Annotated in this window: 12 protein-coding genes; 8 read left to right on the top strand and 4 right to left on the bottom strand. The window is 61.3% G+C overall.

Annotated features, from left to right (window positions below):
• Positions 1 to 72: 72 nt before the first annotated feature.
• Positions 73 to 2196 (bottom strand): hypothetical protein, encoded by a 2124-nt coding sequence (locus tag NKI64_RS21460; RefSeq protein WP_031247165.1) that lies wholly within the window; start codon positions 2194 to 2196, stop codon positions 73 to 75.
• Positions 2197 to 2573: 377 nt separating this feature from the next.
• Between NKI64_RS21460 and NKI64_RS21455 the strand changes: the two genes are divergently transcribed.
• The 5 genes from NKI64_RS21455 to NKI64_RS21435 all read left to right on the top strand — a co-directional run bounded on the left by NKI64_RS21455 (position 2574) and on the right by NKI64_RS21435 (position 8899).
• On the top strand, positions 2574 to 3632 hold the full coding sequence (locus NKI64_RS21455) for a LacI family DNA-binding transcriptional regulator (protein ID WP_352669853.1): 1059 nt from the start codon (positions 2574 to 2576) through the stop codon (positions 3630 to 3632).
• Between the two features lie 69 nt (positions 3633 to 3701).
• Positions 3702 to 4943 (top strand): ABC transporter substrate-binding protein, encoded by a 1242-nt coding sequence (locus NKI64_RS21450; RefSeq protein ID WP_023752063.1) that lies wholly within the window; start codon positions 3702 to 3704, stop codon positions 4941 to 4943.
• A 175-nt stretch (positions 4944 to 5118) separates the two neighbouring features.
• Positions 5119 to 6036 carry a carbohydrate ABC transporter permease gene (locus NKI64_RS21445; protein ID WP_352499216.1) on the top strand — a complete coding sequence of 306 codons (918 nt, stop codon included), beginning with the start codon at positions 5119 to 5121 and terminating at the stop codon, positions 6034 to 6036.
• Positions 6036 to 6893, top strand: a complete 858-nt coding sequence (locus tag NKI64_RS21440) for a carbohydrate ABC transporter permease (RefSeq protein WP_023734238.1) — start codon at positions 6036 to 6038, stop codon at positions 6891 to 6893. Before NKI64_RS21445 ends, NKI64_RS21440 begins: the two co-directional genes overlap by 1 nt.
• Positions 6894 to 6931: 38 nt before the next feature.
• Positions 6932 to 8899: a glycoside hydrolase family 127 protein gene (locus NKI64_RS21435; protein ID WP_023752061.1), complete on the top strand. Its 1968-nt coding sequence runs from the start codon at positions 6932 to 6934 to the stop codon at positions 8897 to 8899.
• A 1-nt stretch (position 8900) separates the two neighbouring features.
• Here the strand turns inward: NKI64_RS21435 and NKI64_RS21430 are convergent, their stop codons facing one another.
• The 3 genes from NKI64_RS21430 to efp form a co-directional block, all read right to left on the bottom strand.
• The gene (locus NKI64_RS21430) at positions 8901 to 9701 is read right to left on the bottom strand and encodes an endonuclease/exonuclease/phosphatase family protein (protein WP_023671569.1); all 801 of its coding nucleotides are present in this window, start codon (positions 9699 to 9701) and stop codon (positions 8901 to 8903) included.
• Positions 9702 to 9782: 81 nt separating this feature from the next.
• Complete coding sequence (locus NKI64_RS21425; protein WP_352669848.1) at positions 9783 to 11243, bottom strand: phospholipase D-like domain-containing protein; 1461 nt, start codon at positions 11241 to 11243, stop codon at positions 9783 to 9785.
• 71 nt (positions 11244 to 11314) lie between these two features.
• Positions 11315 to 11884, bottom strand: a complete 570-nt coding sequence (efp, locus tag NKI64_RS21420) for an elongation factor P (RefSeq protein WP_023682947.1) — start codon at positions 11882 to 11884, stop codon at positions 11315 to 11317.
• Positions 11885 to 12013: 129 nt separating this feature from the next.
• On the opposite strand from efp, the gene epmA reads away from it, so the two are divergent.
• The 3 genes from epmA (at position 12014) to NKI64_RS21405 (ending at position 15200) form a co-directional block, all read left to right on the top strand.
• Complete coding sequence (epmA, locus tag NKI64_RS21415; RefSeq protein WP_352669845.1) at positions 12014 to 13054, top strand: EF-P lysine aminoacylase EpmA; 1041 nt, start codon at positions 12014 to 12016, stop codon at positions 13052 to 13054.
• Between the two features lie 431 nt (positions 13055 to 13485).
• The gene (locus NKI64_RS21410; RefSeq protein WP_352669842.1) at positions 13486 to 14391 is read left to right on the top strand and encodes a hypothetical protein; all 906 of its coding nucleotides are present in this window, start codon (positions 13486 to 13488) and stop codon (positions 14389 to 14391) included.
• Between the two features lie 17 nt (positions 14392 to 14408).
• On the top strand, positions 14409 to 15200 hold the full coding sequence (locus NKI64_RS21405; RefSeq protein ID WP_352669839.1) for a hypothetical protein: 792 nt from the start codon (positions 14409 to 14411) through the stop codon (positions 15198 to 15200).
• The last annotated feature ends 18 nt before the right edge of the window (positions 15201 to 15218 follow it).

The following is a 15218-nucleotide window of genomic DNA, read 5'->3' as shown; positions in this document are numbered from 1 at the left end:
AAACTGCCATTCGGCCTCCGGCCCACAGGGCTGCCGGCAGGGTATGTGCCTCAATCGGCCGTTCCTCGCCAGTCAGCGTTTCGTGAGGTCGATGTTGAGCCGGTCTTTGTAGACGCTGATCCGCTTGCGAGCGCGATCAACCACATCCTCGAAAAACAGCATCTCCTCGTAAAGCTCGCCGAGAACCCGATCGTTTTCCGGGTCTTGTAAAGGGCTGGACCGGAAATAGCCTTTGCCGGTCGGAAATCGGGTGTAGCCGGTCATCCTAAGTCGGTTGACAGTGTCGCCTATGAGGTAGCCGTAGAATTTCTTCAGCCGACCCTTCGACTTCGCAGCTAAGAGATGAGCATACTCGGATAGATCACCGATATGCTCGTCCATGCTGACTCCCGGCGCCTTGAACTCGACGATGATCGCCGAGCCCTCTTTGCTAAAGATCGCGATGTCCGGCCGCAGCGCTCCATTTGCGTCAGTCCTCTCCGTCAGTATCCGCTCGAAATCCTCGTCTATGCCATCCTCGAAAAGTTTTTCGGCATCGGACCACTCGATCTGCGAAAGCAGTTTATCCGAGGCAATGTAGTCGTAGTATTGGTATTCTTCGCTCAGCAGCCAGATATCGTGGTCTGACACCTCGCTGCTGTCCTTCCTCATAGGAAAGAAGATGCTGTGAATGATGCGCTCGTCCTCGCGCCGCCCCACAACTCCGGTTTGCACGTCGAGCCTCTTGTCGCAGGCAAGCGACAAGATTTCGACGATTGCCGCGCGACGAACCACGAGCTGGGACAAATTGGCCATGTCGAAGGTCTTGAGCGACGAAGTGTAGCGCCACGACAACTCGTGGACCTTCTGGCGGAAGTCAGCTGAGTGAGGTTCGGCCCGTGCGATCTCGTCCTTCAGGTCAAAGATCTCCGCCGTGTCGGCGATGATGCGGTCCTGATACTTCTTCAGGACGCGCTCCGCGACGGACTTGGCTGTGTCGCCATAGACCACCCGCGTGTCGGTGTCGGTCAGCATCGGTGGCGACACGCCGAACTTTTCTGCTGCATGAGCGATGACATCGTCGCGGCTCCAGCCCTTAGGCGTGACGAATTGGTCGATAATCGGGTCGATCTGTTCGTATAGCGCGGCGTAGGACACGGTTTCGTTGGTGAACATGTCCTCCGTGGGAAGCTCTTCGGGAATGCCTTCGAAGTCGTCACGCTGCTCGTTCACGCGCCGGTCTAGCAGCGCACCTTCAATGAGGACGATGTGGTGAAACCCGCTCACTGCGCTGTTCTGCTCGGTCTTGGTCCGGAGATAGCGCGACGTGATGTCCTTGGCCGGTGATGATTTCGCGCAGAGTGAGATGGCGTTTCGTGGAAGGTCATACTGCGCCGCGTCCAGTTTGTAATGGGAAAGCTGAAAGCTTTCGGAGCGCCCCAGCGCCTGGCCGGTCCGTGGGTCGCACTCCTCTACCTCCACCGCGCGGACATTCGAAACGGGGGGCAGGTCGCGTGCGCGCAGAGTTTCCGTCTCCTCGACGCCGTCGGGGGAGGTGGTCCTGAAGACCATCTCGAAGTCGCCCAATTCAGTCTTCAGGCTCACCAGTCTCTGCAGGAAGGCCATGAGGATGTGTCGCCTAATGTTTGCCGCAGAGAAGGTGCTAGTAATCGTGTCGATTGCGTAGACGCGCTCGCGCGTCGAAAACTTCAATCCAGACAGGGTAATCGTGGTGCCAATGTCGTTGATGACACCCTCCGCAATCGCGAAGTTGTCGAGTTCGAGCTTCTTCCGCCCGTCCGTGGGAAGAAGCGTCCGCTGAAGCACGCGCTCGCCTTCGCGGTAGGTGCTCCTAATGCCGACGCTCGCGAAGTGATGGAAAAACTGGATTCGACCTGATCCCTTGCATTTTCCGATCCCCGCGATCGCGAGATCGTCCTTGTAGGACGTATCCTTTGTGAGGAATGCGTTCGTTTGCTCGTCCCCCATGCCGCAGCCATTGTCCGTGCAGGAAATGGAAAGGTCGATCTCTTGCTTCAGCAGGTCAGTCGCGAAGAGATTGACGGATAGAGTAACTCGAAGACTTGCGTCGGTGGGATCAATGCTCCGTCGAATCAGGAAGGCGTCAATCGAATTCGAGATCAACTCCTCTACTACCACGTACCGGTTGGAGCTGAGCTTGGTGTTCTTCAGGCTTCCGCGAATGTCTAGCGTCATCATCTAATCCGTTGGAAGCCTTCCGCGACCGTGACGGGGTCGTGGCCTCGAAGTCAAGGGCACTCGACGCCGTCCTATAGCGTGATGGCAAAATCTACTTTTGCACGGCTTGGCCTAAGCCGCCATTTCCGGAAACGGCCCAAAGGCGACTTCAGAATACTGCTCGTCAATGACCGCTTCTAGCGCAAAACGGTCAGAACAACCATGTTGATCGATTCGCCACCCCGCCACCCCCTTGCCATCTCTAAATTCTCATCCTAATCTCGCTGAGAAAACGTTTTCCCAAAACCTCGCAGCATCCACCACCCACCCACATCAACACGCCGCAGCCCAGTAAGAGAAAACCTTTTCTCAAACCGAGGACCGACACCCGAAATATGCCCCCCGACACCTCGCCAACACCCGCCAAACAACCCGTCACCCTGCGTGAGGTCGCGGCGATGGCTGGTGTCAGTGTGGCCACGGCGTCGAAGGCGCTGAACGGGCAGGGGCGGATGACTGCCGAGACGCGGCAGCGCATTCGCGAGACGGCGCAGCGGCTGGGATTTCGCCCCAACAGCCTGGCGCAGAGCCTGCTGCGGCGGCGCTCCTTTACCGTCGGCCTGTTGACCAACGACACCTATGGCCGCTTTTCGCTGCCGGTCATGTCGGGCATTTCGGATGCGCTGGTCGATGCCGGCGTTTCGGTGTTCATGTGCAATGTCGAGGATGACCCGCGGCTGGCGCAACTGCATGTCGAGGCGATGCTGGACAAGCGCATCGACGGCATCATCGCCAGCGGCAAGCGCATCGACCGCCACCTGCCGGTCGACCTCGCCAATCTCGGCGTGCCCGTCATCTACGCCTTCAGCCAACCCGATCCCGGCGCCATCGCTTTCGTCTCCGACGATGCCGGCGGCGCACGGCTGGCGGTCGAGCATTTTTGCCGGCTCGGGCGGCGGCGCATCGCCCATGTCAGCGGTCCCTCAAGCTTCGCCGTGGTGCATGAGCGGGCCCAGGCTTTTCGCGATGTGCTGGCCGAGCACGGCCTGCCGGTCACCGGGCCCTTGCTCGGCTCGTGGTCGGAAGCCTGGGGGCATGAAGCCGTCGGAAAGCTGTTCGACGGCCCAATGCTCTTCGACAAGAAGGGGGAGAAACCCGACGCCGTGTTCTGCGGCAACGACCAGATCGCGCGCGGCGTCATCGATGCGCTGCGCGAGCGCGGCTTGGGTGTGCCCGGCGATGTCGGCGTCATCGGCTTCGACAATTGGGAGATCGTGGCCGAGGCAACCCGCCCGCCGCTGACCTCGGTCGACATGAACCTGGCAGCGCTCGGCCGCGAGGCCGGCCTCACACTGCTTTCGCTCGTCGGCGGCCAACCCGCCGCGCCGGGCATTCGAAAACTGCCGTGCCGGCTGGTGGTGCGTCAGTCATGCGGCCGTCCGCCGGACGGCTAGGAGAACGCGCGGCGCCATCTAAGGGAGCGCCGCAACAGGGAGGAGAACAGAACCATGAGGAGGAAAACCATGAAGACCGTGATTACCGGGTTCGCGCTCGCCGCGAGCATCATTGCCTTGCCTGCAATGGCCGCCGACACCGCCAATATCTGGGTTCGCGCCGACGGCTCGAACTTCATGCCGCGCATCGTCGACGCCTTCAACAAGGGCCATGAGAACCAGGTCAAGCTGGACATCATTCCCAATGCCGAGATCATCCCGAAATATGGCGCCGCCGCCGCCGGTGGCACGGCGCCCGACGCGCTGTCGCTCGACTTGATCTACACGCCGTCCTTTGCCGCCGCCGGCCAGCTCGAGGACATCACCGACTGGGCGAAATCGCTGCCCTATTTCGCCAGCCTGTCGCCGGCGCACGTCAAGACCGGCACCTACAAGGACCACATCTACGGGCTGCCGTTCTCGGCCGACGCCTCGGTGCTGATCTGGAACAAGAAACTGTTCAAGCAGGCGGGTCTCGATCCCGACAAGGGGCCGGCCAACTGGGCCGAGATCGAGGCCGACGCCGAAAAGGTCAACGCGCTTGGCGGCGACATCAAGGGCTTCTACTTCTCCGGCAATTGCGGCGGCTGCAATATCTTCACCTTCACGCCGCTGGTGTGGGCCTCGGGCGGCGACATCCTCTCCGAGGACGGGTCGAAGGCGACGCTGGACAGCCCGCAGCTGCGCGGCGCCATCGACCTCTACCGCTCGATGGTCAAGAAGGACCTGGTGCCGGCCGGCGCGCAGACCGACACCGGCGCCAACTTCTTTGCCGCCTTCGCCACCGGCAATATCGGCATTTCGCCGTCCGGCGCCTTCGCCATCGGCGCGCTCAACACGCAGTATCCGGATATCGACTATGGCGTCACCTTCCTGCCGGGCAAGGACAGCGGCTGGTCTTCGTTTGCCGGCGGCGACAATTTCGTCGTCACCAAGGGCACCAAGAAGCTCGCCGTGGTGAAGGAGTTTCTCGACTTCGCCTATTCGCTCGAAGGCCAGACCATCCTGGCCAAATACGGCAGCCTGCCGGTGCGCGGCGACATCGCCAAGGAGGCGCTGAAGGATCTCGATCCGCGCTACCAGATCGCCGCCGAAGCCATGGCCAAGGGCCGCACGCCCTATTCCGTGGTGTTCAACGACCTGATCAACTCGGCCAACGGTCCGTGGACGCAGATGATCAACGAGGTCGTCTTCGGCGACGACGTCGATGGCGCCATCGCCAATGCACAAGAGACCATGCAGTCGATCATCGACCAGGCGCCGCAAAAGTAAGCGCCGCCCCTACCTCCCCCTCGAGGGGAGGTCGGACCGCAGGTCCGGGTGGGGTCGTTCCGGCAGTGCTCGACGTTCTTTTTCGTCGGCGCACTGCGCGGAGGACCCCACCCCCGGCCTGCGGCCGGACCCTCCCCTCGAGGGGGAGGGGGATCACCGCACCCGGAGCCCACGTATGACCACCACCACCACCCCGCCACGCGCCAGAAAACTGGTCGGCGCCGGCCGCCGGCAGTGGATCGGCCTGCTCTATGTCGCGCCGGCCGTGGCGCTGGTCGTCGTATTCTTCATCATCCCGCTCGGCATGACGGCCTGGATGTCGCTGCACAACTGGCCGCTGATGGGCGAGCATTTTTACATCGGTTTCGACAATTACCGGGCGATCCTGCGCGACAACCGTTTTTGGAACGCGCTGAGCTTCACCGCCTACTACACCGTGATCGTCACCATCGTGATCTTCGCCGTCGCCTTTCCGCTGGCGCTGTTCATCGAAAAGCCCAGGCGGCTGACCGGCTTTTACCGGACATCCTTCTTCATGCCGGCGGTCGTCGGCTTCGCCTCGGCCAGCCTGCTGTGGTCGTGGCTGCTCAATGTCGATTCCGGCCTGTTCAGCCCTGCCGCCTACGACCTCGGCCTGACGGCGAAAAAGTTCAACCTGCTGGCGACCTTCCAGCCGGCCTTCTGGTCGATCATCGCCATGGTCGTCTGGAAGGTGGCGGGCTTCACCATGATCATCCTGATGACCGGCCTGCAGTCGATCCCGACCGACCTGCAGGAAGCCGCGATGATCGACGGGGCAGGGCCGTTCGCGCGCTTTCGCGCCATCACCCTGCCGCTGATGCGCCGCACGCTGGCGCTGGCGCTGATCCTGTCGATCGCCGGTTCGATCCTCGCCTTCGACCAGTTCTACATCATCCTGCGCGGCGGCCCGCGCAACCAGACGCTGACCGCCGTCTACTGGATCTTCAACCAGTCTTTCGTCTCGTTCAAGCTCGGCTATGGCGCAGCTTTGTCGATGATCCTGCTGGCCATACTGGTGGCGCTCAGCCTGGTTCAGCTGTGGCTACTGCGCAAGCCGGAGGGCATCGACTGATGGCGCAGGCAAGAAGCCGCAGCAGCCGCCTCTGGCTCAGGATCGCCGAGCATTCGACCGGCATGATCGCGTCCGCGCTGTTCATCGCGCCGATCGTCTGGGCCGTGCTGTCGACCTTCAAGCCGGCGCAGGAGGCGCGCCAGCCGCCGCTGCCGCCATGGCCGACGACAGGGTTTTCGGTCGAGAACTACCGCACGCTCAACACCTTTGGCGACGGCCTCTGGCTGCCGGCGCAAAACAGCCTCTATGTCGCGTCGATGACGGTGATCCTGTCGGTCATCGTCAGCGTGCTCGCCGGCTACGGCTTTTCGCGCTTCCGCTTTCCCATGAAGGACACGCTGTTCATCGTCATCCTGTCGACGATCATGATCCCGTTCCAGTCGATCCTGACGCCGATCTTCCTGGTGCTGACCAAGGTCGGCCTGCACAACACGCTGACCGGGCTGGTCCTGGTCTACACCACGCTGCAGCTGCCGTTCTCGATCTTCATGATGCGCAACGCCTTCGACGCGGTGCCGCGCGAGATCGAGGAAGCCGCGCGCATGGACGGCGCCAACAACGTCACCATGCTGTTGAAGGTGATGTTGCCGCTGGTCTGGCCGGGCATCGTCACCATCGCGCTGTTCGCCTTCCTCGGCGCCTGGAACGAGTTCCTGGCAGCACTCGTGCTGATGACCGACCAGTCCAAATTCACGCTGCCGATCATGATGACCGCACTTCAGTCCGGTCGCTTCGGCGCCATCGACTGGGGCGCGGTGCAGGCGGGCGTCACCGTGATGATGGTGCCGTGCCTGGTGCTCTTCCTGTTGCTGCAGCGCTTCTACATCCGCGGCCTGATGGCCGGCGCGGTGAAATGACCCGCCGTGAAATGACCAATATCCAACGGAGTGACACGATGACCGTTCAACCATCCGCCAAGCCCGGCAAACTCGCCTTCCGCCCACTGCCGGTGCCGCAGGTCGATGTCCGCGGCTTCTGGGGCGACCGTGTCGATGCCGTGGCGTCGCGCACCGCCGACATCCTCTACGAGCGCTGCGTCGAGGCGCGCATGCTGGAGCAGATCGACCCGGACCGGCCCTCGCCGGGCGTCGTCATTCCGTTCCATTCGCCGTCGCCCGACGAGGCTGCCAGCCCCGGCTTCACCGGCTCGACGGTGACGACGCAGATGTTCTGGGACTCCGATTGGGGCAAGACCATCGAGACCGCGGCCTATTCGCTCTACCGGCGCAAGAACGCGGCGCTCGAGAAGAAGATCGATGCCGTCATCGACCTCTACGGCAGACTGCAGCAGGAAGACGGTTATCTCTCCAGCTGGTACCAGCGTATCCAGCCCGGCAAGCGCTGGACCAATCTGCGCGATTGCCACGAGCTCTATTGCGCCGGCCATCTGATCGAAGGCGCGGTCGCCTACTACCAGGCCACCGGCAAGCGCAAGCTGCTGGATATCATGTGCCGCTACGTCGACCATATCGCCGACACCTTCGGTCCGGAGCCGGGCAAGAAGAAGGGCTATTGCGGCCATGAGGAGATCGAGCTGGCGCTGGTCAAGCTGGCGCGGGCGACCGGCGAGCAGAAATACATGGACCTGGCCAGGTATTTCATCGACCAGCGCGGGCAACAGCCGCATTATTTCGACGAGGAGGCGCGTGCGCGCGGCGCCGACCCGAAGGCCTATCATTTCAAGACCTATGAGTACAACCAGTCGCACAAGCCGGTGCGCGAGCAGGACAAGGTCGTCGGCCATGCGGTCAGGGCGATGTACCTCTATTCCGGCATGGCCGACATCGCCACCGAATATGGCGACGACACGCTCAGGGTAGCGCTCGACCGTCTGTGGAACGATCTCACCACCAAGAACCTCTATGTCACCGGCGGCCTCGGGCCATCGGCGCACAATGAGGGCTTTACCAGCGACTACGACCTGCCCAACGAAACCGCCTATGCCGAGACCTGTGCCTCGGTCGGCCTCGTGTTCTGGGCCAGCCGCATGCTCGGCATGGGTCCCAACGCCCGCTACGCCGACATGATGGAGCGGGCACTCTACAACGGCTCGATCTCCGGCCTGTCGCTCGACGGCTCGCTGTTTTTCTACGAGAACCCGTTGGAGAGCCGGGGCAGGCACAATCGCTGGAAATGGCATCGCTGCCCCTGTTGCCCGCCGAATATCGGCCGCATGGTCGCCTCCATCGGCAGCTATTTCTACAGCCTGTCGGACGACGCGCTCGCCGTTCATCTCTACGGCGACAGCACCGCGCGCTTCGACATATCGAACCGGGCGGTCAGTCTGATTCAGACCAGCAATTATCCTTGGGATGGCGCGGTCTCGATCCGGATCGAAGCCGACGCTCCGGTGGCATTCACCTTGCACCTGCGCGTCCCCTCCTGGTGCGGCAAGGCGGCGCTCAAGGTTAACGGCGCCGCGGTCGATCTGGATGACATCACCAGCGACGGCTATGCCGCGATCCGGCGCGAGTGGCGCCAGGGCGACCGGGTCGAACTCGATCTCGAAATGTCGATCGCCCGTCTGTTCGCCAATCCGGAGGTGCGTCAGGACATCGGCCGCGTCGCACTTGCGCGCGGTCCGCTGATCTATTGCGTCGAGGAGACCGACAATGCCGGCCAGTTGCATCGGATCGCTCTGCCGCGAACGGCAACAATCGAGGCGCATGCCGAGCCGAACCTGCTCGGCGGCATCGTCACGCTTTCGGCACTTGCCAGCAAGGAAGCCCAGGAAAACTGGGAAACCGGGCTCTATCGCACCGATCCGCCGGCGGTGAGCGAAACGAAAATCACCGCCGTCCCGTACTTTGCCTGGGACAACCGTGAACCCGGTGAGATGCTGGTCTGGCTGCGGGACGGATGAGTTACAGGCTGACGAACGCCGTCAGCGGCAAATGATCCGACGCAACCCGCGACAGCGGCGTGTCATGGGCTTCCACCGACGAGACCATGCCGTGCCGGTTGGCCATGATCCGGTCGAGCGCCAGCACCGGCAGGCCTGAGGGGAAAGTCGGCACCGCCGCCGGCGTGAAACCAAAGGTGGCGTGCAGCGTCTTGAGCGCCGAGCGGTTGCCCAGCCGCCATTCGTTGAGGTCGCCGAGCAGCAAGGTCGGCCTTTCATCCTGGTTGCTCATGATGTCGAGCACGACGCGGGCCTGCTCCGAACGCGAGCGGCGCAACAGGCCGAGATGCGCGGCGATGACGCGCAGAGTGCGCGTTTCGTCGAGGTCGATCTCGGCAACCAGCGCGCCGCGGGGCTCCAGTCCCGGAAGCTTGATCTGATGGACGTCGCGCACGGTGCCGCGCTTGAACAAAAGCACGTTGCCGCGCCAGCCATGGCCCTTGCCGCTTCCGGAAACCGGCACCGGCACAAGCCCGGTTTCGTGTTCGATCCGGGCAAGATCGAGCAGCCCGGCGCGATCGCCGAAGCGGTTGTCGGCCTCCTGCAGCGCGATGACGTCGGGGCCGATCTCGCGGATGACGCGGGCGGTGCGTTCGGGGTCGAACCTGCGGTCGGTGCCGATGCATTTGTGGACGTTGTAGGAGGCGACCACCATCTGGGCGCCTTCAATGTGCTTGCGCGGCGTCGCGTTCGCCTTGCGCGCTTTCCTGCCGCGGATCGACAGGAGCACTGTTTCAGGAAGGCTGCGTCCGTTTATGTCCATAGGCCTGCTATTCGATGTCCTGATTCTTTGTTCTATGCATATCGTTCTCTCACAACCGGGACCACTTCGAGGCCGTATGCATTAGAGATAGGGCGATCCCAGCCATAACAACCGGTCAAAAACCCGGATGAGAAATGGCCGCGCTTTCAAGGTTGCGAGTGTGACGGGTTTGGCGGAAGCGATTGCCGCTCCGATGCGCCCTTCGATCTCGGCGGCAAAGCCGGTATCCAGCACCTCCAGGTCGATTTCGAAATTCAGCCGCAGCGACCGGGCGTCGAGGTTGGAAGAGCCGACATAGGCCCAGACGCCATCGACCGACAACAGCTTCGAATGGTCGAATGACCCTTCATGACGCCAGACGCGGCAATAGTGCTTCAGCACCTGGTCGTACTGCGCCGTCATGGCGCGGCCGACCAGGAAGAGATTGTTGACCGCGGGCACGACGATGTCGATCTCGACGCCGCGCCGGGCAGCCGTGACCAGCGCGCTGACAAATTCCCGGTCCGGCAGGAAATAGGGCGACATGATGCGGATCGATTTGCGGGCGACGGAAAATGCCCCCGTCAGCAATTTGTGGTTGGTTTCGATGCTGGCGTCCGGCCCCGACGCCACCGCCCGCACCAGGATCGGCTGACCGGGAGGCGGCGAGGGCTTTGCCACGTGCCAGACCTCGTCCTTGAGGGCCTCGTTGCCGGCAAAACGCCAGTCCTCGGCGGCAACCGCGAACAGGTCGGCCACGACCGGCCCCGTGACCTGGAAATGCGTATCCGCCGAGCTGGCGCTGCCGGCGAATTCAGCCGAGAACCCCTTGCGGATGTTCATGCCTCCGGTGAATGCCACCGCGCCGTCGACGATCAGGATTTTCCTGTGCGTCCTCAAATTCGCATAGGGAAGTCTCAGGCCCATGACGATGTTGCCGTTGAACAGATCGACGGTGACGCCGGCTTCCCGGAGTGTCCCAAGAATGCTGGGCACGGAATAGCGCACGCCCACCGCATCGATCAGCACGCGAACCGTCACACCGCGCCGGACCGCTCCGGCCAGCGATCCGACAAAACGTCGTCCGATCTCGTCATTGTCGAAGATGTAGGTCTCGAGCAGAATGCTGCGCCGTGCGCCGTCGATCGCCCCGCACATTGCCGCGTAGGCTTCGTCGCCGGTCCTCAGGATGGTGATTGCATTTCCCGAAAGCAGGCCGCGCCGCGCCACCCTGTCGCCTAGCGTCTTCAGGCCGGCAAAGCGCTGGCCGAATTCGGCTGAAATGAGTGCTTCGAGCGCAATGTCGTGGTCGTGTTTGGCTGTCTCGGCTTCACCGGCGACGGGCCGCATGGCGCTGATGGTGGCGCGGCGGATGCGGTTGATGCCGGCAATGGCATAGATGATCGCGCCAAGGAACGGCGACAAGATCATCACGCCGACCCAGCCGGTGGCGGCGCGCACGTCTTCCTTGGTCATGATTGCGTGGACGATGCCGATGGCGGCCATCAGCATCGGAATGATCACAAGGATCAGAGGCCAGTAGGTCACAAAGGTCTGCCACATCGGCAGGACTATCGAGCCAGCGGCCGCAGAAGGCAATGCAACGGATCAACCAGGACGGAGGCGCTCGCGCGTCAGTCCTTCGCCCGCTCCACATAAGCGCCATCGGCCGTCATCACCACCACGCGGGTGCCCGGCGCGATGTGCGGCGGCACCAGCGTGCGCACGCCGTTGGAAAGCACGGCCGGCTTGTATGACGAGGACGCCGTCTGGCCTTTGGTCGTCGGCTCCGTCTCGACCACTTCGAAAGTAGCGCGCTGCGGCAGCACCAGGGCTATGGCGATGCCGTTGAACTGCGAAATCTGCACCGCCATGCCTTCGAGCAGGTAGGGCGCCATGTCGCCGACCACGCTTTCCGGCACCGCGACCTGATCGTAGCTTTCCGGGTTCATGAAGTGATACCCCTCGGCGTCGGCGTAGAGGAAGGTGTGCTCGCGCTCCTCGACATAGGCGCGCTCGACCTGCTCGGTGGTGCGGTAGCGCTCCGAAACCTTCACCCCGTCGGAGATGCGGCGCATGTCGAGCTGGGTGACCGGCGTACCCTTGCCAGGGTGGATGTTTTCGGCAAAGAGGATCACGTAAAGCTTGCCGTCCTTGTCGACGACATTGCCTTTACGGAGCGAACTGGCGATGACCTTCACCACGGTTTTCAATCCTAGACTTCGTTGGCCTGAAACGATCGTTCGGCGCAAATCGGCTGCGAGAGCCGTCGCCGTAGCGCATCTTGGCCCGAACCGCCAGCCCTGTCAGCAATTCCGTTGCCCGGCAAACCCATGACTGGCGCTTCGCCCTGGTGGACGCCGGATGTTCACGCCGACCGCCGGCCGCGGCTGATGGCGCGTAACGCCATAGCTGCCGCAATGCGCAGCTGGTTTGGCGAGCGCGACTTCATCGAGGTCGAGACGGCGGCATTGCAGATTTCGCCCGGCAACGAGGCCCATCTCTCAGCCTTCGCCACCGAGGCGATCGGCGTCGACGGCGCGCGCCGGCCGCTTTACCTCCACACCTCACCGGAATTCGCCTGCAAGAAGCTGCTGGCCGCCGGTGAGCGGCGCATCTTCAGCCTGGGCGCCGTCTGGCGCAACCGCGAGCGCGGCCCCTTGCACCATCCCGAATTCACCATGCTGGAATGGTATCGGGTCGGCGAAACCTATGACAGCCTGATGGCCGATTGCGCCGAACTGCTGAAGCTGGCAGCCGAGCGGGCCGGCGCCAAAACCTTCCGCTTTTGCGGCCGCGAGGCCGATCCGTTCGCCGAACCGGAACGCGTGAGCGTGGCGGAAGCTTTTGCGCGTTACGCCGGCATCGATCTTCTTGCCACCGTTTCTGCCGATGGCGGCACAGACCGCGCCGCACTCCATGATGCTCTGGTCAAGGCCGGCCTGCGCACGGCCGACGATGACAACTGGGCCGATTTGTTCAGCCGGGTAATGGTCGAGAAGGTCGAACCGGTGCTGGGGCAGGGGCGGGCCACCATCTTGTACGGCTATCCGATCTCGGAAGCGGCGCTCGCCCGGCCGAGCGCGGAGGACCAGCGCGTGGCCGAGCGCTTCGAGCTCTATTGCTGCGGCGTCGAGCTCGCCAATGCTTTTGGCGAACTGACCGATCCGGCCGAGCAGCGCCGGCGCTTTGCCGCCGAGATGGACGAGAAGGAGCGCGTCTATGGCGAGCGCTATCCGCTGGATGAGGATTTTCTCGCCGCCCTCGCCATCATGCCGCAAGCCAGCGGCTCGGCGCTCGGCTTCGACCGGCTGGTGATGCTGGCAACGGGCGCGACGAGGATCGATGACGTGATCTGGACGCCGGTCGCCTGAGGAGCGAGCTCGGTTAGGCGTTCGCGCTCGGCCGCCTTTGGCTGTGTCAGGCCAGAAGAGTGATATGCTAGGCACCTTCTGAGGGCTGTTGGGCCGAAAAGGTAATTACAAAAGTCACAGGCGACACAGAAAAGTTCGAAACGCCGATTCTTTCGGCGCGCTGCGGTCACTGTTGGTAAATGCAATAGGCAACTATAGGAAAAAAACTAATCAAACTTCACCTTTTATTTGAAGTATGGTTGCAGTAAATTTAACGTGACACCGGCAATATTATATAACTATGCAACAGTCGCGGCGTATAGCACTTGTAAGTCATATAGTACTTCTAAAAAGTTGCTACCTAGAAGGTAGGAGAGTTATGTCACCTATGAATATTCCTCTTGACTTTCGGAGAATATAAATGCCGGATAGGGCGGGTAGGGGAATAAAAAATGTTGCCTTTGGCGCGTCTGAAAAGACGCCTTGGCGCAGACGTAGAAGTTATGTCCGCGTTTCCGGCGTTTTATTTTAAATTTGCCCTATTGATTTCCGCTGTTGGCATCGCAGGATGCACACCATTTCTTCAGGGCCCTGAGCGGCTATACGCTGTGAGCGCCGAAACAGCCGAAATAAAAAATCAAGTTGGGCAGCCAGATTTCAATTTTTATAAGACAAATTCTCTTGAGGGGCGGCGCTCATACCGTAACAACTATGTAACTGCCAGAATGTATGCGATCGACTTGGCGTACACCGACTATGAAACATCACTTACCACCGGGCGTCAGGGGTCTGCATTTCTCGCAACTGCTACCAGCATCGCCTTGAATACAACTTCGACTCTGGTATCGCCGGTAGGTACAAAAGATGTTTTGTCCGGCATAGCAGGTGGTTTGACCGGGGCTAAATCTGCCTATAACGACGAAGTTTTGCTTAAGAGTACAGTTCAGCTTTTACAAACACAAATGAGGACAAACCGTGCGATAGTGTCATCCAGGATATTAAGGAGATTGGGTGACGATGATGCCTCATATCCATTGCCATTGGCTCTATCTGACCTCGAAGAGTACTATCGAGCAGGAACGTTGACGGGCGCAATGCTCAAGGCGCAGGCAGTTGTGAGTGCCGATGAACAGGCCGCTCAGGTGGCTAAGCAAAGCGTTATCTCATACAATCTGAGCACAAGTCCGGGGCAAGTTGCGCTAGCCAACGCGCTGACTGTGGGTGGGCAGGTCGACCGCGCATTGCTGGCGCGATTGGCCGCCAAATCGAACGGCGTAACCATCGATAGGTTGTTGAGTGATCCACAATATGCGGCCTTGGCCGACAAGATCGCTCGTGATCTAGGGTACATCAACTAAGCGGACGGGGGGAAATCGTGAAAGCTCCAGTGGTTGTTCATCATCTGACGGCAGCGCAGGCGCAGCAGATGAAGTTGATCTTTGAGATCTATGCTTCAGTTACCTTGGTGCCGGACGAAGCCGGAACGTTTACATTGGTCGCGATATATCCGGATGATCCCGCAGCTGACGCTATCGCAGTGCCCAAGGAAAATACTCCTGCCCCGGTCGCCACCGTCCCCGCCACTCCTGCGCCGCCACAGACGGCAACGGCAGTCGCTGACTTGGCGGACCAGCCCGCTGCTGTCCACGACGCATTTGTGCAAAACACCATAGCCTGGGGCAAAGTTCTCAGCTCAGAACTGAGGGCAACCATAGTCAACCTCGCAACCCGGCTGGATTGCGATCCAAGCCACCTGACCGCGTGCATGGCTTTTGAAACGGGAGAAACCTTTTCGCCCACGAAGCAAAATTCGGTGAGCGGAGCTACCGGTCTTATCCAATTCATGCCTCAGACAGCTCAATCTTTGGGGACGTCTATCGCGCAACTCTTGGGGATGACCGCCGTTCAGCAGATGGCATATGTCGAGAAGTATTTTCTACCATACTCTGGCCGCCTCAAAGGCCTCTCGGACGTCTACATGGCCATTCTTTGGCCCAGCGCTATTGGAAAACCAGACTCGTCTGCCTTGTTCGTCCAGGGGAGCAAATATTATTCCCAGAATGCGGGCCTCGACGTCAATAAAGATGGCGTTGTTACCAAAGGGGAGGCCGCGTCCAAGCCTCAAGGCAAGCTTAATAGGGGCCTTACCCAAGGCCTAGTCGGATAGCCATTGAAAGGAATGTGT

The organism is Mesorhizobium sp. M0478, assembly GCF_040321305.1.
Classification (GTDB): domain Bacteria; phylum Pseudomonadota; class Alphaproteobacteria; order Rhizobiales; family Rhizobiaceae; genus Mesorhizobium.
The sequence above is the reverse complement of the archived record's forward strand: the minus strand, read 5'-3'. Positions and strand labels throughout refer to the sequence as shown.